Origin of the sequence: Desulfosporosinus nitroreducens (assembly GCF_023897015.1) — a bacterium.
Lineage (GTDB): Bacteria > Bacillota > Desulfitobacteriia > Desulfitobacteriales > Desulfitobacteriaceae > Desulfosporosinus > Desulfosporosinus nitroreducens.
This window is the reverse complement of the sequence record NZ_JAMHFY010000010.1, coordinates 39,946-59,505: the sequence shown is the minus strand read 5'-3', so window position 1 is coordinate 59,505 and position 19,560 is coordinate 39,946. Positions and strand designations below refer to the sequence as shown.

The following is a 19,560-nucleotide window of genomic DNA, read 5'->3' as shown; positions in this document are numbered from 1 at the left end:
AGACTATTATATGCTTCACGACGAAAACAGACGTGATGACAATTACGTAGAAAAACCAACAAAGAGAAATACCAAAACCATCTTTAGTATCGTTGTCACTGCTCTCTTGGGCCTGCTAAATTTTAGTAAACTTGCTGTAATTGCCAAGCTCCTCTTTACGCTGTTAAAGGCGTCTAAATTTGCAGGAACCTTTATAAGTATGGGATTGACAGTCATTCTATATGCTCAAATATATGGTTGGTTATTTGCTGTGGGATTTGTTGTTGTCATTTTCGTTCACGAGATGGGTCATTACATAACGAGTAAAAGGCTTGGGATAGATGTATCTGCTCCTACTTTCATTCCTTTTCTTGGTGCTTTCATAAAAATGAAAAGTATACCCAAAAGTGTCCGGGAAGAGGCAATATCAGCCATAGGCGGTCCAACAGCCGGGACGTTTATCACGTTTGTTTGTTTAGGACTCTACTTGCTAACGAGTAATCCCTATTGGGCAGGATTAGCCTATCTTAGCGCTTTCATAAATCTCTTTAATCTACTCCCCTTCGGCTCCTTAGACGGGGGTAGAATTTCAAAGGCGATTTCCCCCTTTATTTGGTTGATAGGACTAGTTATGGCTCTCTTTCTCATTTGGAAACTGCATGCCTATATACTGCTGATTATCTTATTCTTTGGGGTTTACGAAGTAATCACCATGTATCGGCAAAAATCAGTGACTGCTCAATATTTGAGCGTGGCGCCCAGTTTCAGGTTAAAGATTGGGTTCTCCTATCTTATGCTGATCGCTGTTTTAGCTTTTTTAATGATGTATTCGTTAGATATCTCTAAGACATTTACGGACTCACTTTACATCCGATAACCCACTGACCGAAGCTCAGCAGTTGCTGCCCAATCCACACCCTCCTTGAATAGGACGACTCCATAATCCTGCTTGGCCTTGCTCGCAGAAATAACTCCATTTAAGAAATCTTGCCATACACTCTCTGGGGCTCTCAGCCAAGGATCTCCCCACCCTCCGCCGCCTGAGGAAACTACTGTGAGTACTGTCCCCTTCGGCAACAAACGCGCACTTTCTTTACTCGTCAGAGAAATTTTTTCTCCGTCTAATGTTGCCAATTCAACACGGTTTAAACTTCCAGCTTGCCCTGAAGCTGTACCAAACGGAGGAACCTTCATCCCATCCCCAAACATCACAATATTTGTGGGTTCACCATTAAACTGTATGCTATAACGAATTCCTGGTCCCCCGCGCCACATGCCAGCTCCTGCGCTATCGATTTCGATTTCATGGCACAAGGTTAAATGCGGGTATTGGATTTCATTGGCTTCTATGTTTGGTGCACGAACTCCTCCATAGTTCGACAATGGAGCCATATATGGATAACCATCCCTTCCCGCTATTCCCCCACCTGAACCCAAGGCACAAAAAGCAAATCCCACATAAAATTCTTGATTGCGAGGGTCGATTCCATAAAACGATGGACCGCAATAACGTCCAAAACCAGCAGGCAATCGCTCACCTGCTACGGAGTCTAATGCTTGGAATATAGCACTAATAATTTCACTTGCCGGAGTCAGTGTACTTAACGTTACTGGCGCTGGATCATGAGGATTAACTAAACTGCCCTCAGGTAAAAGAACCTTAATCGCTCGAAAAGCTCCACTATTTCGAGGAATATCAGGACCAAGCGCCCAAAGCGCACCAATCCAAGCAGCAGTAGTACTTGTTACCAATGCTGAGTTGACAAAGCCTTTGACTTGAGGATCAGTGCCCTCAAAATCCAGCATCATTTCCTCTCCTCTAATCTTAACTGTCACCTTGACTTTAATCGGATTTGTTTGAAAGCCATCATCATCCACCCACTCTTCACCCATGTAATCCCCATCTGGCATATCCTTTATTGCTTGACGCGTGAGTCTTTCGGCATGATCCAGAAGATATCCCACTGCCCCTTTTATCCTAGGCGGAGAGTAGTTATAGAGCAACTCTTTTAAACGAACAACTCCAATCTTGTTAGCACCTATTTGGGCCCATAAATCATTTTGAAGCATGTGCGGATTTCTGACATTTTGAGTGATCAGATCCATAACCTCATTAAAGACCTGCCCTTTGCTTACAAGTTTAATCGGCGGAATGCGCAGTCCCTCCTGAAAAATCTCAGTTGCTTTGGCGTTATAACTACCAGCAACAGATCCTCCGATATCTCCGTGATGGGCCCTGCTGACACAGTAGAAAAGGACCTCTCCCTCCACAACTAACGGGGTGATAATACCAATATCCGGGAGATGGTTTCCTCCTTGATAAGGATCATTGATGATAAAGACATCTCCCTCTTCAACTTGCCCCGAGTATTTACGAATCACTTCTTTAATGCTAAACGTGCCAGCGGCAGCTAAAATCGGTATGCCATTAATCTGAGATACCAAATCTCCATCCCCGTTACATATGCCACAGGCAAAATCACAGGCCTCCGCAAAGATAGGTGAACGAGACGACCGCTCTAAGGCATAGCCCATTTCTTTAGTAATCGTATCCAAACGGTTAGCAATCACTGCCCGTTCAATAACTTCATCCAACTTGGCATTCATAGTTAACGTCCATCCTTTCCTATCTTAATAATTAAATTTCTCACCTGATCAAGTTCAGCCTGCCAATTTTGTTCTATTAAAATCGTTGTAAACTCTTTTATTATTAAAGCGGGGCCCTGCAAATGCATTCCCATCTCTAAATCTTGCCAACCGAAAATCTTAACATCCTGAAAAGCTCCCTGCAAATAGACTGAGTGTACTTCATTTGTTTTTGATAAGGTTGTACTCTTTTCATATATTTGAATATCCTTAGTGTTGCCCCAACCAGCTCTTAGACCTAATCTGCTCTGAAGTGATCTCTCCTTCTCCTGAGCCAGCAACCGAAGATTAACCAGTATCAGAGACTTCTCTGGCTGACTATAACCATATAGTCTCTGGTGAGCTTCATGAAACCCCGTATCTAACTGTAGCCAAACCTCTTGGCCTGTTACATCCCCTTGGATGTCAACGTTTATTTCATGATGTTGGTCCGGGTACTTTAAATCAGCCGACCAAACATATTCGCGTTGATCTGCACACACCCCTAACCGAGACAACTCTTGATTCGCCTGAGATTGCAACTCTAGTATGACTTGGTTCCAACTTGGGCTAGGCACTTCGCCTAACACTTCATAAAGGCTGCGCAAGACTTCAAGCTGAAAACGAGCGTGATGCAATCCTTGAGCACAAAAAACAGGCGCCAGTTCCGGAACCACAACTTGTTGTATCCCAACTCTCTCAGCTAAGGCAGTCGCAAACAGAGGCAACGCTCCACCAACAGCCGCTAAAACAAAGGAACGAGGATCATACCCCTTTTTAACAGTCATTAAATACACCGCATCTGCCATTAATGAAAGTGCGACTTGATAAATAGCATAGGCTGCTTCTGGAACAGATAAACCTAATGGGTGAGCAACCTTCTTTTCAACAGCCTCACAGGCTAATTCTATGTCCAATGGCATGCGTCCGCCTAAAAAATTCGAACCATCCAGTAACCCCATGATTAAAGCTGCATCCGTAATCGTTGGCTCTTGACCTCCTAGTCCGTAACAAGCCGGCCCCGGATTAGCACCTGCTGAATGAGGACCAACCCGAAGCATTCCGCCCTTGTCCAACCAAGCAATACTTCCCCCGCCTGCCCCAACAGTATGGATATCTAACATCGGAAGTTGGACAGGGTATCCAGCGATCTCCGCCTGAGGAGTCACCTCCATTTTACCTTGCCTGATTAAGGAAACATCAAAGCTGGTCCCTCCCATATCTCCCACCACTAATTCAGAAAATTCCTGTTCACGGGCCAGAGCCCACCCTCCCTTTACTCCTCCAGCCGGACCGGAAAAAAGAGTGTGCACGGCTCGCTTACTAGCTTGTATCAGATCAGTTAGACCACCATTATTTTGGGCAATTAAAATGGGTACTTGAAGACCCTTATCACGCAAATAAGACCTTAGATCTTGTAAATAGGTACTCAAGACAGGGCTTAAACGTGCATTTAACACCGTCGTCGTGGTCCGTTCGTATTCTCCCAGTTGTGAAGAGAGTTCGGATGAAAGTGTAACGAAAACTTCAGGTAAAAACGCTTGCAAATGCTCTTTAAAAACTAATTCATGCTCTGGATTACGACAAGCAAAGAGCAAACAAACTGCCACAGATTCTACTCCTTCTTGACGCAAAAACTCGGCAATTTCCTTTATTTGTGCTCTATCTGCTGTCTTGATCGATACTCCCTGGTAATCCATTCGTTCCCGCAAGCCAATACGCAGATGACGGGGAACTAAAACTGGAGGCAGAGCAACGCGAAAATCCCATTGCTCTGCCAAACGAGAACGCCGCAATTCTAAAGCATCTCGAAACCCCTCCGTCGTTATTAGAGCAGTTTTTGCTCCCTGCCCCTGAAGCAAGGCGTTAATCCCAACCGTGGTTCCATGAATGAATTTATCCGTTAGCCCAAGAAATTCTTCTATAGATAAGTCAAACCGCTGCGCCAACTCAGTCAAACCCCGAACAATTGGTTCCATCGGATTTTCATGACTAGAAGGGACCTTTACAGTAAAGACACCTCCCTGTCGATCTCGAACAATAAAATCGGCAAAAGTTCCGCCTACGTCAACTGCAATTTCGAACATGGTATCCCTCTTCTTTCAATAACTTAAAGCTTATTATTAGGGTGAAACTGTCAATATCCCTCTCTCATAAATGATTGAATAAATCCTTATTAACAATGCGCTGTACCATATTAATGCAACACCCAAATTTATACTTTCTTTTTATAATCCGAAATTCCCCATGAAACGCCGAATCTTCTGTTGCACCTCAGCCGACATTTCTACTGTAGGGGCAAACCCTTCAAGAGGCTTAGTTGCATCAATCCCCATCTTAGCAGTGCGACTTAAGTTATCACTTGAGGGATCAAGAGTACAACCCATACCCATATGCTGAGGTATGATAGTCACACCCCTGTCAGCTTGAAGTCGGGTTGCCATGGCCCATAGAACCTGTCGTTCATCGAAGACATCTACGTCTTCATCCACCACGACCACCATTTTAAGATTATGGTCCACTGAAAAAGCAGTAAAGATAGCTTGCTGAGCCTGCCCCTCTGCAATCTTCTTCATAGAAATATAACAGTGAAATAATCCACAAGCAGAGATTGGCGCATGAACACCCTTAACATTTGGAAGGGTTCTATTCAAGGCATTTAGTACATCCCCCTCACGTTGCACTCCCACAATCGTAATATGTTCCGAACTCATACCGGGTGTAATGTCCTGAAACAGGGGTTTTGTACGGTATTGAATCCCCTTAACTTTAAACACGTTTTCTGTACTGCGATAACACGCATAATTAGTGAACTCTGCAAAGGGACCTTCGGATTCTCGTTCTCCTGCTACAATTTCCCCTTCAATGACCACCTCAGCATAGGCCGGAACCATCAGATCTACGGTCTTACAGCGAGCAACCTCCAGAGGAGCCCCGAATAACCCCCCCATGGCTGCGAATTTACCAAGATCGTAGGGAATTAAGGCCATCGACCCCATAGAAATATTCGGATGAATACCCAGGACAATAGTCGCTTCCAGCGATTTTCCCAGTTCTTCTGAGCGGCGAAAATACTCCCATAAGCGTTGGCGAGAGTGGAGACTAATCCCCAATTTATCCTTCCCTTTAAGCTGCATCCGGTGATAACCTGCCGTATCTGCACCCGTCAAGGGATCTTTGGCAATGACCAATCCCGCAGTAATGTAGGGTCCAGCATCAATAGGAAAGTGCGTCAAGATAGGCAGTTTATACAAATCAACCTCTGCGCCTACAAAAGCATTCTCTCGAAACGGAGCTTCATCCACCTCCACTGGTTCAATCCGCTGATTAATTCGCTTAGAAAATTCAGCAGCCAGATCGTTAGGATGAACATCCATCGCTAAAGCCAAACGCTCGCGAGGAGCTAAAACATTTGTCACAACCGAAATATCATGCCCTTTAACATTCTCAAAAATTGTTAACGGATAACGTCGGGCCTTCTCTAATTCCATAATCAAGGTACTAATTTCATACATCGGGTCAATCTCTTCTTTGACATGAACAACCTCCAAGGGATTTTGCTGCTTAACTCGTTCAATAAACGACCTCAAATCCTGCTCCAATATTTACGCCTCCCTAAAATAAGTCATGATAACTATGCGCAAGTCAAATACTGTCCTAACTTCCAAAATGTCCCCTTACTTTCACAAGACCCCACTTTTACGCAATCCATCAACAATTAATTTAGTCATGATCGTTCCACCTATAATACTAACCCCTGCCGTAATGCCCGATTATTAAAATGAATTCCCCTTGTTCAACTCGCAAATTAATCCCTTGAAGAGTCGGTTCTGACGTCTCCAAAAATTTAAGACTCTGCACTTCAGTAAATAATGCAAGCTTACCGGACATCTGATGATCTGTGGTCTGAATCGATAACACCTCCGATACTTAACTTGAAAAACTAGTTCTAATCTTTGCAGTGCTTATAAAAAAAGAAAGCTCAATAAATAAGAAAGACAATAGAAAAAGCCCACAGTCACTTAGACTGGGGGCTTTACCATCGTCCACCAAAGCCTGTCAAAACAGGCTTATCTCATATTACAGGCAGGTCTTCTGGCTCAAAGCTCATCATCACCGTACGCCTTCCCAGCCGAAGCCAGTGGCCAGTGTACGGGACTCCCTTTTCACAGTGGTGGGTCCGCTCAGGATTAATCCCTGATTCCCTATTCTCCCCATAGGGGCACCTGTAATAGTTATTGACCAACCCGAGGCAATCCTTCGGGTGGCTAGCATTTAAATGTTTCGACGTCTGATCTTTATTTCCTGCTAATCAACAAAATTTTTTGTTAAATTAATATATTAATGTCGATGCTTGTTTATAGATGTAATAACTGTTGTAAAGTAATCGAATAGTATACATATAAGAATAGAGGAAAATTTCACAAAAGGCAGAATTATGTACAAGTATTTTAACTTTTTTACCTGAAAGGATGAAGAATATTGCCAACCATCGTCTCGAAGTTTATAGATCAAACTACTTTGCAAAGACTTATATCTATACTCGTTTTCTCTTTATTCATTTCATTTATCATTACACCAGCATGGGCATCATCCTTTGCTGTAATTCACACGGTTTTGGAGATTTTCTGTATTTTAATCGCATTTTCTTCTTTTCTTGCAATTTGGTTTATCAGTAAAATTCAAAAAATAAATTTAATACTAGGATTTGGTTTTTTAGGGGTTGCAATTCTCGATGTCTTGCATACCTTTTACTGGCAAGGTCTTGGATTCTATCCTCTTGGTTATTACGATCTATCTGCTAAGTATTGGCTAGCAGGTAGATTTTTTGAAGCACTCTTTTTAATTTTAAGTACAACTTCAATTGGTAGATCAATAAGCCGATATAAAGGACTCGCTTTCACACTTTTTCTCTCTTTTTTCATAGGGTTCGTGTTTTTATATACCCCTGATACATTTCCAACATTACTTACACCCGAAGGCGTAACGCCCTTAAAGATCGCAATTGAATATATTATAATATCTATGTTTATTTGGTTTCTTTACAGGTTATCAAAGGGTTACCTTCAAGAGGATATGGTAACAAAAAAATATTTGCTGCTTGCAATTCTTGTAGCTGTTCCTGCTGAATTATGTTTCACCGTCTTTACAAACATTACAAATTTCTATAATGTACTTGGCCATGTTTTAAAAATAGTTTATTACTACTTTTTTCTACAAGCAGTCTTCGTCGGTTATATTGTATTCCCTTACAAGGAGCTTCAGCTTTCTGGTGAACGATTCCATAAAGTTTTTAGGTATAGCCCAGTCTCAAAGTCTATTCTAACGATCGAGGAGGGTCAGTTCATTGATGTCAATGATATGTGGCTTCAAACAACAGGCTATGCCAGGGAGGATATAATTGGTAAAAACGCTAAGGATTTTAACTTATTTCCCATCAATGTTATGAATAAAAGCAGAATTGAACTGATATCAGAAAATGGAGTGCTCACAAATCATAAATATCTGTTTCAAACCAAGAACGGAGTATTACGAGAAGGATTGTTCTCTACACAAAAAATCATGCTCCAAGAAGAACCCTGTTTACTGATTGTTATGATCGACATAACGGATCAAGTACGCAATGAAAACGAACTGCTCCGACTCGACAGACTGAATCTTATTGGTCAAATGGCGGCAGGTATAGGACATGAGGTACGAAACCCTATGACCACAGTTAGGGGTTTCCTTCAAATACTAAGTGAAAAAAAAGAGTGTATTAAGTATCAGGACTATTTTTCTATGATGATCGAAGAACTAGATCGTGCTAATTCAATTATCACAGACTTTCTTTCCTTGTCTAGTAATAAGCCATCCAATGTCCAAGCTTATAACTTAAATAAGATTATTGATGACCTTTTTCCGTTACTTCAAGCAGATGCCTTAAATGCCGATCATAGTATTCTTTGGGAGAAGCTGCCTGTCACTGATCTAGAAATTGACAGAAACGAAATTCATCAAGTGATTATTAACTTAGTAAGAAACGGAATTGAAGCCATGCAAAATGGGGGACAAGTTACAATCCGAACTTTTACAGATGGTGATGAAACCGTCCTGGCTATTAAAGATGAAGGTCCAGGAATAGAACCAGAAATTCTCGATAAAATCGGGACTCCTTTCTTTACCACAAAGGAACAAGGGACAGGATTAGGGTTAGCAACATGTTATAGCATTGCAGAAAGAAATAACGCAAGCATAGATGTCAATAGTAGCTCTGCTGGAACAACATTTTTTGTCCGATTTAAAACAGTACTGTAAGGCGATAATAGGTACATTATTTTCCAGATAGATTGACCGCTATCATATTAATTTAATGATTTTTGCCAAAAACTTATGGCTTTTTTTAAGGGACAGTAGAAAAGGGGGTTGAAACCCGCTTGTACTGTCCTTTAAAATTTTCAAGGTCTTTAGTCCTATTTATGATGAACTAGAGCTAAATTCAGCAAATGCTGTTGGTTTTTATGGTATAATCTACATAACTTCATAAAAGAAAGGGTGGACCTTCTGAAAAAGCTCATTTTATCTGTCATAACTTCGCTTGCATTTGCCTTATGCACGCCTTTTATAACCCAAGCAAGCCCCTTGGCTTTCTCAACTGAACGTATTGCCGGACAAGACAGAGTTGAAACTGCTCTTAAAATATCTCAAAAAGGATGGGACTCAGCTCTAACGGTTATTTTATGTGAATACAACGACTATCCAGATTCTATCGCAGCAACCCCTTTTGCCGTAAACTTAAATGCACCCATCTTACTTACTAAAGGAGACTCGATTGACCCACGCGTTGTCAAAGAACTGCAACGATTATCGCCGGATAAAGTCATTCTTCTGGGAGGTACTGCTTGTTTACAGCCTGCAATTGAAAAGGAACTTGAAGGTCTGTCACTGCAATGGGATCGAATTGGGGGAATAGATCGTTATGAAACGTCGGTTCTTCTTGCCAAAGAATTATTTAGTGATTCTATGATTCTTGCCAATGGTGATAATTTCCCTGATGCTTTATCAGCTGCAACTTTTGCTGGTATAAAGCAGATCCCTATCATCCTTACATCAACCACTCTTCCTGCTTCTGTCATTCAATACTATCAAGAAACTGCACCTAAGCACTTGTTTGTTATTGGAGGCGAAGTCGTTGTTCCTACTAAAGAATTAACCAAGAATAACTTCACTATTGAAACCCGTTTAGGTGGCTACGATCGTTACGAGACAAACGCCAAAGTCGTTTCGTTTATGAAAGATACCTATCAGTCCAATGACCTTTTCTTAGCATCTGGCATCACATTTCCAGACGCTGTGGCCGGAACCGTTCTTGCTTCAAAGTCTAATGCACCCCTTTTACTTACAGAAAAAGACGATATTCCACCCGCGGTTTATAGCATCATGCGCGAACATATGAAAGTTGAACCCCCAACCCAGGACTCAAACTCAAGCAACGGTACTAATAGTTCTCTAAATCAAGGAAAAGTCACTGCTTCTGGGGGCTTAAACCTTAGAGAGACTCCCTCCTCCACTGGGAACGTGCTTATCACCATTCCAGCAGAGGCGACCATCGACTTGATCGAAAAGCAGGACCAATGGTATAAAACAACTTATCAATCGAAAACGGGTTGGGTTTCTGCTGATTATCTAACCGTAACATCGAAAATGGGAGTCATCAGCGCCTCAGGTGGCTTAAACCTTAGAGACACGCCCTCTTCCAGCGGAAGCATGCTTGTCACCATACCGAAAGATACATCCGTTGAGCTTATTGATCAACAAGGTCAATGGTACAAGACAACCTATCAATCTAAAACAGGATGGATTTCTGCTGATTATGTAACACTTTCAACGACAAACGCTGAAAAACCTACTACACCTGCTACACCTTCTGCACCCATAAATTTAAGTGTCAATGGCCAAGTTTACATTTTAGGTGGAACCGGTATTATTAGCTCCTACGCTCAAACTATTATTGAAGGAAAAGTTTCATCGAAATATACGGACAATCTTAAAACCTTCCCTTCTCTCCCCTCAGAAATCAAACAACCAACTGATCCCTCAAGAGGGGATGATGACATCACACCTCCTGCCGATAATCCCATTGAAAATCCTCCCCCTGTCACAACCTATGATCCTTCAAAGGAAGTTCTCATCAATCCTTTTGAGGGAATCCCCGCTAACGCATTGTCGGGTAAAACTATTATGATTGACCCTGGACACGGCGGACCGGATAAGGGAGCAAGCGGCCCAACACCAACTTACGAAAAAAACAACACCTTAGCTATAGCCCTGGCCTTAAACGATACATTAAAACAGGCTGGTGCAACCGTTATATTTACTCGAGATAAGGATGTCTCCCTCTGTACAAACACAACCTACTCAGAAGTCGAGGACCTCCAAGGTCGAGTAGATTTGGCCAATAAATCGAAAGCAGACTTATTTATAAGCATTCATAATGATGCGAGTCTTAACACGAATGTTCAAGGGACTTCAACCTATTATTCTGAAGATAATCCAAAGCAATATGAGAGTCAACATCTTGCAGTTAGCATTCAATCTGCTGTCATCGACACTATCAAAACAAACAACCGCGGACCGAAACAATCAGGTTTTTATGTTCTACGCAATACAACTATACCTTCAATCTTGCTTGAAACAGCCTTCATATCCAATCCTTATGAAGAGGCAAGGTTACAAAATCCGACCTTCCAAAAGAATGTTGCCGGCGCCATCTTTATTGGTATCTATAACTATTATAAAAACCCCCTGCCTGAAGCTTAAGCCGTTAACATTTTGTCGTTTAACTCGTTCAACCAAATTTTCCGCATCGAGGCTTCGGTGACGAAAGCTTCCCAATTTCGTATATGTCCTTATAAAAAGAACGTGGTGTCTCGCATTAACCTGCGTAACACCACGTTCTTTTTATTCTTCATGAGTAAGCGCTTATTTTATGACTATCAGGTTGGGTTTACTCCATAGATCTTCTGCTTCAATGCACCGCATTTCTTACTGATCTTTTGCCGGGACAGGCCCTCGTGAAAGGGCAATTTTACCAGTGCGGACTATTTCAATTATGCCATGATCATCCTCTAATACTTGGCAGAGGGCATCAATCTTTGTTTCATCCCCTGAAAGTTCGATAACCATTGTTTCCCTGTTAACATCGACAATACTTGCTCGAAAAATCTCCACTATATTAATGATATCTGAACGTGTAGCAGCACTTGCCTTGACCTTAATCAAGGCTAATTCTCGTTGAATTGACTCTACTGCAGTAAGATCACTGATTTTTATAACATCTATTAATTTTGACAACTGATTAACAACTTGTTCCTGTTCGATTTCATTCCCCTCAACCACAATCGTAATCCTGGTGGTATCGGGTTCTTCAGTGTAACCAGCCGCGATACTTTCAATATTAAAAGCTCTTCGGCTAATAAGTCCGGAAATATGGGTTAAAACTCCCGGTTTATTTTCTACTAATACAGCAAGTGTATGCTTCATTCCTCTACTCCTCCCATCATCATCTGATCTAGACATGCACCTGCCGGAACCATAGGCAATACATCTAACACTTCCGGGATCCGAATGTCCACGACCACCGGACCAGGAATCGCCAACGCTTGTTCCAGAACTTTTTCCAGCTCCTCAGGCTTAGTCACTCTCAGACCAGCTACACCCATCGCTTCAGCCAATTTAACAAAATCAGTCGTTGACCCTTTTAAACTCGTATGAGAATAGCGTCCACCGTAAAACATTCTCTGCCATTGAGCAACCATTCCTAAACACTGATTATTAAAGATAAGGACTTTAACCGGGAAATTATACTCTGCAACAGCTGCTAACTCCTGACAATTCATCATGATTCCGCCATCACCGACGAAGAGGATAACTGGTCTATCCGGCAAACCACATTGTGCACCTAAAGCAGCCGGCAGACCATAGCCCATTGTCCCAAGCCCGCCTGACGTGAGCAATGAGCGGGGATTTTTAAAGCCGTAGAATTGTGCAACCCACATCTGGTGTTGGCCTACGTCAGTAACAATTACAGCATCACCTTGAGTCAACTGACTAACCTTTTCGACAACTGCTTGCGGCATAACAACATCTGGGCCTTGTTCATAGGTCAAAGGCTTTTCTTGATGCCAGTTACGCACTTTCTCCAGCCAAGGTCGAGCTTGCTCTGTTAGCTCGGCAGAGACATTCTTAACTCGTTGAGACAGGGCTGGAATTGACCATCTCATATCCCCGACTACGCGCAAGTGTGCTAAAACGTTTTTATTGATTTCGGCTGGATCGATGTCAAAATGGACAATTTTGGCTTTCGCAGCAAACTCACTCAGAAGCCCAGTCACTCTGTCATCAAAACGAACCCCAATTCCAATAAGCAAATCACATTCCGTTGTAGCCATATTCGCTGCATAAGTTCCATGCATTCCAACCATGCCTAAGAATTGAGGGTGTTCATTGGGTACACATCCTAAGCCCATCAATGTTGAAATAACCGGAAACCCGCTCTGTTCGATTAAAGCTTTTAACTCCTCAGATGAATCAGATAGATTGACCCCGCCTCCAACAAAAATTAGAGGCTTCCGTGCTAACTTCATTTCAGCAAAGACCTTATCGATCATTTCAGAATCGCCTTCACACACAGGGCGATAGCCACGCAACTTAACCACATTGGGATATTGGTAATCAAAAGAAGCTGCAAAGACATCTTTAGCAATATCAACAACCACGGGGCCCGGTCTTCCTGTTCGTGCAATATGAAAGGCTTCTTTAAGTGCCCCTGGTAAATCCTCAACCTTCTTTACCAAATAATTGTGTTTAGTAATAGGGGTTGTGATGCCCCGAATATCTGCTTCTTGAAAGGAATCTCTACCAATCAGAGGAACTGAAACTTGACCCGTAATAGCCACTAAAGGAATAGAATCCATGTAGGCTGTGGCAATTCCTGTTATGAGATTTGTTGCCCCCGGTCCGGAGGTTGCGATAACAACTCCGACTTTACCAGTAGCCCTTGCATAACCGTCAGCCGCATGGACCGATCCTTGCTCATGTTTAGTGAGTATATGCCTAAAGTCGGCTTGGTACAAAGCATCATAAAGCGTCAGCACTGCCCCTCCGGGATAGCCGAACACCACATCAACGTTTTCATTTTTTAGGGATTCTATAATTGCCTCTGCTCCTGTCATTATCAAATCAGTAACCCTCACTTTCTTTTCCCATAACAAATCTATCAAATAATCGTTACTTTTGAACGGTTTGACCAAACTATCCATTCATCCAATCGTGAGACCCCCAATTCTACAAGTGGGAGTGGTCCCCCACCGAAGTCTCGATGTTCAACTTTAGTTAAACGAGTTTACTTAACATCATTTGAATTTAAACACAAGACTACATTCCATTTTACGTTTCCCATTCTCATAAAGGAACATAGTATCAACCTCTTCGTTCAGATGAAATTTCTACGTTTTAAGCTAATGTTACAATCTCGTCTTCAAGGACTATGTACAGGCTAATAGTTAAGTATTACCTGATAGGATTTTTCAGTGCTATATGTTAATAACCTACTAATCGAAACACCAGTCGCTTCCATTTCAAGAGGAACAAAACACCTTAGAATGTTGCTTCACAACTGCACCTATTTCCAATTATAGCATAAAAATCGCACTATAGAGAGGACTGCTAGACGACCATTGTTATGATATTCATATTTTTTGATTTAAATATCTGAGGTACGATAAGTGTTTATACAACCTTTGAATTATTTATCCATTCATAGATCTGTTTCAACATAGCGTGCGATGAAGGTGCCCATAACCAACGCCCATACCGGGGCACTAATATTAAAGATCGTAATATTAGATACGGCAATGACAAAGGTAAATGCAGCACTCAATTTCATCGTTGGTTTGGAAAAACCTACGGATAAGCTGTTTCCAAACACGCCAATTAGGGCGAAACCCACAAGTATAGAAACAAACGCTGAAGGCAAGGCCTGAATCCAAGGGACCAGCTTCCAGGCAAACAGTCCGAACAAAAGGATGATAGTCCCTGAGACGACCGCTCCCATATAACGTTTCTTCTGCGGACCTGCCTCTTCATCCGAACAAATCGCTGTCATCATTCCGGCTACATTAGCCGATTGTCCTCCAAAGAAACTGGTAATAATCGAAAAAATACCACTTAAAGCTATAATCCGATTTACGGGAGGGCGATAATCATTTTGTTCTAAGGCCCCAATCCCAACCGCTGCATCATTACTCAAAATAAGCAGAGCAAGGGGGATCGAAACGGAAAGGAAGCTTAGTGGGGTAAACACCGGATATTGAGGCGTGGGGAAGATAAATGATGATACCAATGCACCACTATTTAACGGCTGTGTTATAAGTAACAATGTAAATCCCGTCAAAATAGCCGCAACCATTGGCGGAATCCGCTTATTCCATTTGCTAAAGATAAGGAATGCGACAAGAGATACTCCGCCAACCAGTGGGAGTTGGTGGATAGAAGTTGCGAAAGTCACCATGTACTTTGTAATCATTCCCGCTAGCATCACAGAAATGATTTGTTTGGGGACATATTCGAGCAGTTTCGAAAAAACACCCAGACAGCCAATCATTAGCATCACCAGCCCTGCAAAAATATAGGACCCGATAAGCTGATGATATGTAAATTGGGTTGTTACGGTTGCTAGAAAGGCAACCCCAGTAATAGAGTGGGCACCAACAATCGGCATACGATAATACAGGGGGATCAGAATACTATAAAGCCCACCGAAGACATAGACAGAGAACATCCAAAGAATAGTCTGGTTCATTGTAAAGTTACCCTTAGATGCGGCTTCTAAAATAATGACTGGTGGACCAGTTATGGCTAAGAGACCAGACGCAATTCCTGCAACAAAATTTTTATAATTCAAATCTCCTAAAGTTCTCATGTATTAATCTCCTATTGTATTTCCGACAATCATAAGGATTGTTTTAATTTCTCCACTAGGGGAATATCCGCAGGAGCAAACTCATATAAGTCTAATTCATACGAATGAGCCCAAGCGATTTGGCTGTGCACTTTTAGCGTGAAGTTTCCAGAAATCCACTTACACCAAAAAGCCATTAGTTTGATGCTTCCAGTTTGATATGTATAAATACTCTCACCAAAGAAATCCAAAACGTCTATCTCAACGTCTAATTCTTCGTTAATCTCACGTTTCAAGCATTCTTGCAGACTCTCACCAGGTTCAATCTTACCACCCGGGAACTCCCATTTGCCTGCTAATTTATCATTATCTGCCCGTTGAGCAATCAGGACCTGATCGTTCTCCACGATAATTGCTGCTGTTACTTCTCTCATGATAGTTGTCTCAACCTTTCTAATGTCTGACGATTGTCATCTAATCCTCAAGAAACTTGACTAGTAACAGATCAATTATACTATCTGACCAGTATCAAAAAGCGAAATAACCATCTGCATCCAATACAGCCACGATCCTGCTTTCTTAAGGAATTTCAGTGTTAATTTCGAAACAACTTAATAACTTAGCGAAAGTCAAAGACCTCCATTTGTATTTTCATCATGAAATACAAAAATCCTGCATCAATAGCACTAATCTTTACATTTATTGCATGTATTATTGTTTTCCTAAGTGAACTCGTCCGGCTAGGGCTGAACATCGAGTCTTCGGTGGCGGACTCTACCCCCTCCGAAGCAGAGCACGAGGACCCACTCCCACTTGAATAAGAGGGAGTCTTAGGATCGGATAATTCTCCCATCGAGTAAAACTTATTCAAGTAAATAAATAGTTGTCATAGCAACTTTTTAATAGTATATTTATTTTGTCAGTGAAACCATTTAAAATTGCTGCTAATTGTTAAGTTATTTCTGGAATAAATAACCACGAGGAGGGGTCCTGATGCCTAGAGCTAATTCCCTGGCAAATGATCGTATATGGAATAAAACTTTCTTTCTAATTCTATCTGTTTCATTTCTGATGTTTCTATCGATGTATATGCTGTTACCGACGCTCCCTTTATATGCTCAAACCCTTGGGGGTAACGAAACAATAGCAGGAACAATCGTTGGAATCTTTACGCTTTCTGCAGTCTTAGTACGCCCATGGTTTGGAAATTTGCTTGACCGGAAGGGTAGAAGAATAATTCTTATCATTGGGGTTAGTATTTTCCTGATTTCAGTACTTGCCTACAACCTTGCCTTTACTATTATTAGTTTACTTGCTCTAAGAGTAGTTCACGGCATTGGATGGGGTGCATCCACTACCGCCACTGGAACAATGGCATCAGATGTAATACCGGCTTCCAGGCGAGCTGAAGGAATGGGTTATTACGGAATTGCTGCCACAATCGCGATGTCTCTCGGGCCGGCTTTAGGACTATACTTAATCAAGTACAGCAATTACTCTGTTTTGTTCACAAGCTCAGCGATTTTGGCCGGCCTCGGATTAGTAGGTTCCTTTTTTATTAATTATGAAATACCACGAATAAAAACTCAGTCAGAAAATAAATCACCCGTTGCAAAAGGTGTAATCTTAGAGAAAACCGCCTTGCCTCCAGCCTTGGTTTTGTTCTTTATCACCCTTACCTACGGTGGAATAATAACCTTTTTGCCTTTATACGCAGACTCCTGCGGAGTAAAGAACATCGGCATCTTCTTTACTGTCTATGCCTTGGTCTTATTATTTAGCCGCCCACTCATCGGAAAACTGGCAGACCGGTATGGTGTTCGTAAATTTCTGGTTCCCGGAATATTATTGATAGGTATCGCTTTGCTTTTGTTAGTTAAGGCATCTTCCTTGCCAATGTTTCTACTGGTAGCTGTTGTTTACGGCCTTGGCTTTGGAACCGTACAGCCAATTTTAAACGCCTTGGTTATATCCTTATCCCCACCCGAACGCAGAGGCGCCGCGAATGCAACATTTGCTGTAGCAATGGACTTGGGTATTGGGTTAGGTGCTGTCGCTCTCGGCTTCTTAGCACAAAAAACGAGCTACGTATACATGTACGGCAGCTCTACGATTTTTGCACTGTTTGCACTAGTTATGTACTATGCCTTACTTCGCAAAAAATTGCCCCTATAACCAAGAAATAAGAACCTGACCTTATCTATAATCCCCTTAAGGAAGCCAGATTATAAAAACTATCTTCTCAAGGGGAGTATTTTCACTAGGATAAACTAAATTGTAAGATCCTGTCTCTCAAACACTTTTTTTGCGTAATACCAAAGGACTGCTGAACAGGCATTAAGCCCTATAATCGACCCTATTGGGTTTGTAGTTCCTTCTAATATAGATTGGGGCTGAAACCACCGGAAAAGAGAGAGGTTTCTTAGCCAAGAGTATTTATCACTGAGTCCGCCTGCGATATCCAGACTGTAAAATAACAGGGTTAAACCCGCTGCATAAGTTACAGCACGTTCTTCTTCAATTAGCCATGCTGAGAAGAATAGACTATAGAGTTCAATCAGCGTGAACAAAGCAAGCCCTAAGATTCCTAATAGAATATAATTTCCATGGTTGATTGGTATTCCAAAACGAGAGGTGCCGAAAAAGAGTCCCCCGATTGTGACAGCAACTAAAACAGCGCCTGAGCTAACCAACACTCCAGCCTGAGTTGATAAAATCTCGCCTCGTGATACTGGTGTAGATAGAAGAAGTGCCAAAGAGCAATCATCGATCATTTTGGCTAACAGGGCATTTGCAGTTTGAATTCCATGAAAGGCCATGAGCATAACCCAGATCCTTGAAAAAAACTGGCCTGAGATAAAGGCTTCAAATGTATCTGTGCGTGCGTTTTCAGGAACTCCGAACACCGTCTTTACAGCGGATGGAATAGACTCTGCCACCTGCGCTACCGCCGGATTCTTAGCAACTACTGGGTAAACCCATGTCAGAAGTCCCTCGTAGAGAAAGATTCCTGTGGAAATCGCGGCTATTTTCTTGCGGTGTTGCTTAAACATTGCCCGAAACAATGCTCTATTCATAGTCACCCCACCTTAAGTTGTAACTTTAGTCTCTCGTTAAAACCGCGAGAACTACCGATAAAAATCCATAAAGGCCTCTTCTAACTCCAAAGAACGTTGCCTAAAGCTTATTACATGAACCTGAGTCAGAGCCAGCCATAGTTTATCCATTTCACCCGTAATACGGATCATACAGGATTTCTCCTGAATATTGACTAGATTTAGTTGCCTTTGTTTAAGAAACTCTAATTCTTCTTCATTCTCGACTTCAATTTCAAACGTTTGATGCTCCGCATCTCTAAGCTGAGAGATACTCTGAATGGTTAAAAGTTCTCCCTCACGAATTATTCCAACGTGTTCACATGTGCGATCAATCTCCACAAATTGGTGGGAAGACATAAACAAAGTCTTTCCTCTTTTCTTTTCCCCCAGGATTAAATCAATAAATACTTTTTGCATTAAAGGGTCTAATCCAGAAGTCGGTTCGTCAAAAATAAGAACTTTCTTATCCAACATTAAGGCCGCAATTATCCCTAACTTCTGCTTCATCCCCTTAGACATCTTCCGAATGAGAATTTTTAGATCCAATTCCAGGGCACTTGCTAAATAATCTCGATTCCTCTTTATTTGCCGTTTATTGCCATGCATTCTGGCAATCAGATCTAAAAAGTCAAGGGCTGTTAAGCTCTCCATAAAATGAAGTTCGCCCGGCAGGTAGCTGACGATCTTCTTAACTTCTGCTTTTTCTTTCCAGCAATCAATTTCATTTATGGTTACTCGTCCTGAATCCGGCTTTAAAAATCCCATTAGAAGACGAATGGTCGTTGTCTTCCCTGCCCCATTCGGTCCAAGAAACCCAAACGCTTTTCCAGCATCGACTTGAAAATTAAGATTCCTTACTCCTCGTCCTTCAGAATACAATTTGTTCAGTTCTTTAACCTCAATCATTTCTTCACTCTT

13 protein-coding genes and 1 riboswitch are annotated in these 19,560 nt (G+C 41.9%); of the genes, 4 read left to right on the top strand and 9 right to left on the bottom strand.

The genetic code is table 11. The features are described from left to right. The first annotated feature begins 10 nt into the window (after positions 1-10). Positions 11-856 (top strand): site-2 protease family protein, encoded by an 846-nt coding sequence (locus tag M8E35_RS12660; protein WP_252469489.1) that lies wholly within the window; start codon positions 11-13, stop codon positions 854-856. On the opposite strand, the gene M8E35_RS12655 is transcribed toward M8E35_RS12660, so the two are convergent. From M8E35_RS12655 to M8E35_RS12645, 3 genes are all read right to left on the bottom strand, one after another. Then, positions 844-2,586, bottom strand: coding sequence for a hydantoinase B/oxoprolinase family protein (locus M8E35_RS12655; protein WP_252469488.1), 1,743 nt, complete (start codon positions 2,584-2,586; stop codon positions 844-846). The genes M8E35_RS12660 and M8E35_RS12655 overlap by 13 nt on opposite strands. A 2-nt stretch (positions 2,587-2,588) precedes the next feature. Next, complete coding sequence (locus M8E35_RS12650) at positions 2,589-4,691, bottom strand: hydantoinase/oxoprolinase family protein (protein ID WP_252469487.1); 2,103 nt, start codon at positions 4,689-4,691, stop codon at positions 2,589-2,591. A gap of 141 nt (positions 4,692-4,832) precedes the next feature. Beyond that, positions 4,833-6,206 (bottom strand): UbiD family decarboxylase, encoded by a 1,374-nt coding sequence (locus M8E35_RS12645; RefSeq protein ID WP_252469486.1) that lies wholly within the window; start codon positions 6,204-6,206, stop codon positions 4,833-4,835. Between the two features lie 466 nt (positions 6,207-6,672). Beyond that, positions 6,673-6,849: riboswitch (cobalamin riboswitch) on the bottom strand. A 237-nt stretch (positions 6,850-7,086) separates the two neighbouring features. Between M8E35_RS12645 and M8E35_RS12640 the strand changes: the two genes are divergently transcribed. Next, the gene (locus tag M8E35_RS12640) at positions 7,087-8,901 is read left to right on the top strand and encodes an MASE3 domain-containing protein (RefSeq protein ID WP_309446468.1); all 1,815 of its coding nucleotides are present in this window, start codon (positions 7,087-7,089) and stop codon (positions 8,899-8,901) included. Positions 8,902-9,147: 246 nt separating this feature from the next. Next, entirely contained in the window at positions 9,148-11,403 is a 2,256-nt protein-coding gene (locus tag M8E35_RS12635) for a cell wall-binding repeat-containing protein (protein ID WP_289710820.1), read from the top strand. 225 nt (positions 11,404-11,628) lie between these two features. Here the strand turns inward: M8E35_RS12635 and ilvN are convergent, their stop codons facing one another. The 4 genes from ilvN to M8E35_RS12615 form a co-directional block, all read right to left on the bottom strand. Continuing rightward, positions 11,629-12,126 (bottom strand): acetolactate synthase small subunit, encoded by a 498-nt coding sequence (ilvN, locus tag M8E35_RS12630; protein ID WP_073030902.1) that lies wholly within the window; start codon positions 12,124-12,126, stop codon positions 11,629-11,631. Next, on the bottom strand, positions 12,123-13,823 hold the full coding sequence (gene ilvB, locus M8E35_RS12625) for a biosynthetic-type acetolactate synthase large subunit (protein WP_252469484.1): 1,701 nt from the start codon (positions 13,821-13,823) through the stop codon (positions 12,123-12,125). Before ilvB ends, ilvN begins: the two co-directional genes overlap by 4 nt. A gap of 578 nt (positions 13,824-14,401) precedes the next feature. After that, positions 14,402-15,565, bottom strand: a complete 1,164-nt coding sequence (locus M8E35_RS12620; RefSeq protein ID WP_252469483.1) for a benzoate/H(+) symporter BenE family transporter — start codon at positions 15,563-15,565, stop codon at positions 14,402-14,404. Between the two features lie 29 nt (positions 15,566-15,594). Next, the gene (locus M8E35_RS12615; RefSeq protein ID WP_252469482.1) at positions 15,595-15,978 is read right to left on the bottom strand and encodes a (deoxy)nucleoside triphosphate pyrophosphohydrolase; all 384 of its coding nucleotides are present in this window, start codon (positions 15,976-15,978) and stop codon (positions 15,595-15,597) included. A 559-nt stretch (positions 15,979-16,537) separates the two neighbouring features. On the opposite strand from M8E35_RS12615, the gene M8E35_RS12610 reads away from it, so the two are divergent. Beyond that, entirely contained in the window at positions 16,538-17,719 is a 1,182-nt protein-coding gene (locus M8E35_RS12610; RefSeq protein ID WP_252469481.1) for an MFS transporter, read from the top strand. 95 nt (positions 17,720-17,814) lie between these two features. Here M8E35_RS12610 and M8E35_RS12605 read toward each other — a convergent pair whose 3' ends face one another. Next, the gene (locus M8E35_RS12605; protein WP_252469480.1) at positions 17,815-18,621 is read right to left on the bottom strand and encodes an ABC transporter permease subunit; all 807 of its coding nucleotides are present in this window, start codon (positions 18,619-18,621) and stop codon (positions 17,815-17,817) included. 51 nt (positions 18,622-18,672) lie between these two features. After that, positions 18,673-19,548 (bottom strand): ABC transporter ATP-binding protein, encoded by an 876-nt coding sequence (locus tag M8E35_RS12600; protein ID WP_252469479.1) that lies wholly within the window; start codon positions 19,546-19,548, stop codon positions 18,673-18,675. Between the last annotated feature and the right edge of the window lie 12 nt (positions 19,549-19,560).

Bases quoted from the DNA above. Each gene is read 5' to 3' on its own strand.
- M8E35_RS12660 (WP_252469489.1), top strand. From the start codon at position 11: ATGCTTCACGACGAAAACAGACGTGATGACAATTACGTAGAAAAACCA.
- M8E35_RS12655 (WP_252469488.1), bottom strand. From the start codon at position 2,586: ATGAATGCCAAGTTGGATGAAGTTATTGAACGGGCAGTGATTGCTAAC.
- M8E35_RS12650 (WP_252469487.1), bottom strand. From the start codon at position 4,691: ATGTTCGAAATTGCAGTTGACGTAGGCGGAACTTTTGCCGATTTTATT.
- ilvN (WP_073030902.1), bottom strand. From the start codon at position 12,126: ATGAAGCATACACTTGCTGTATTAGTAGAAAATAAACCGGGAGTTTTA.
- M8E35_RS12620 (WP_252469483.1), bottom strand. From the start codon at position 15,565: ATGAGAACTTTAGGAGATTTGAATTATAAAAATTTTGTTGCAGGAATT.
- M8E35_RS12615 (WP_252469482.1), bottom strand. From the start codon at position 15,978: ATGAGAGAAGTAACAGCAGCAATTATCGTGGAGAACGATCAGGTCCTG.
- M8E35_RS12610 (WP_252469481.1), top strand. From the start codon at position 16,538: ATGCCTAGAGCTAATTCCCTGGCAAATGATCGTATATGGAATAAAACT.
- M8E35_RS12605 (WP_252469480.1), bottom strand. From the start codon at position 18,621: ATGAATAGAGCATTGTTTCGGGCAATGTTTAAGCAACACCGCAAGAAA.
- M8E35_RS12600 (WP_252469479.1), bottom strand. From the start codon at position 19,548: ATGATTGAGGTTAAAGAACTGAACAAATTGTATTCTGAAGGACGAGGA.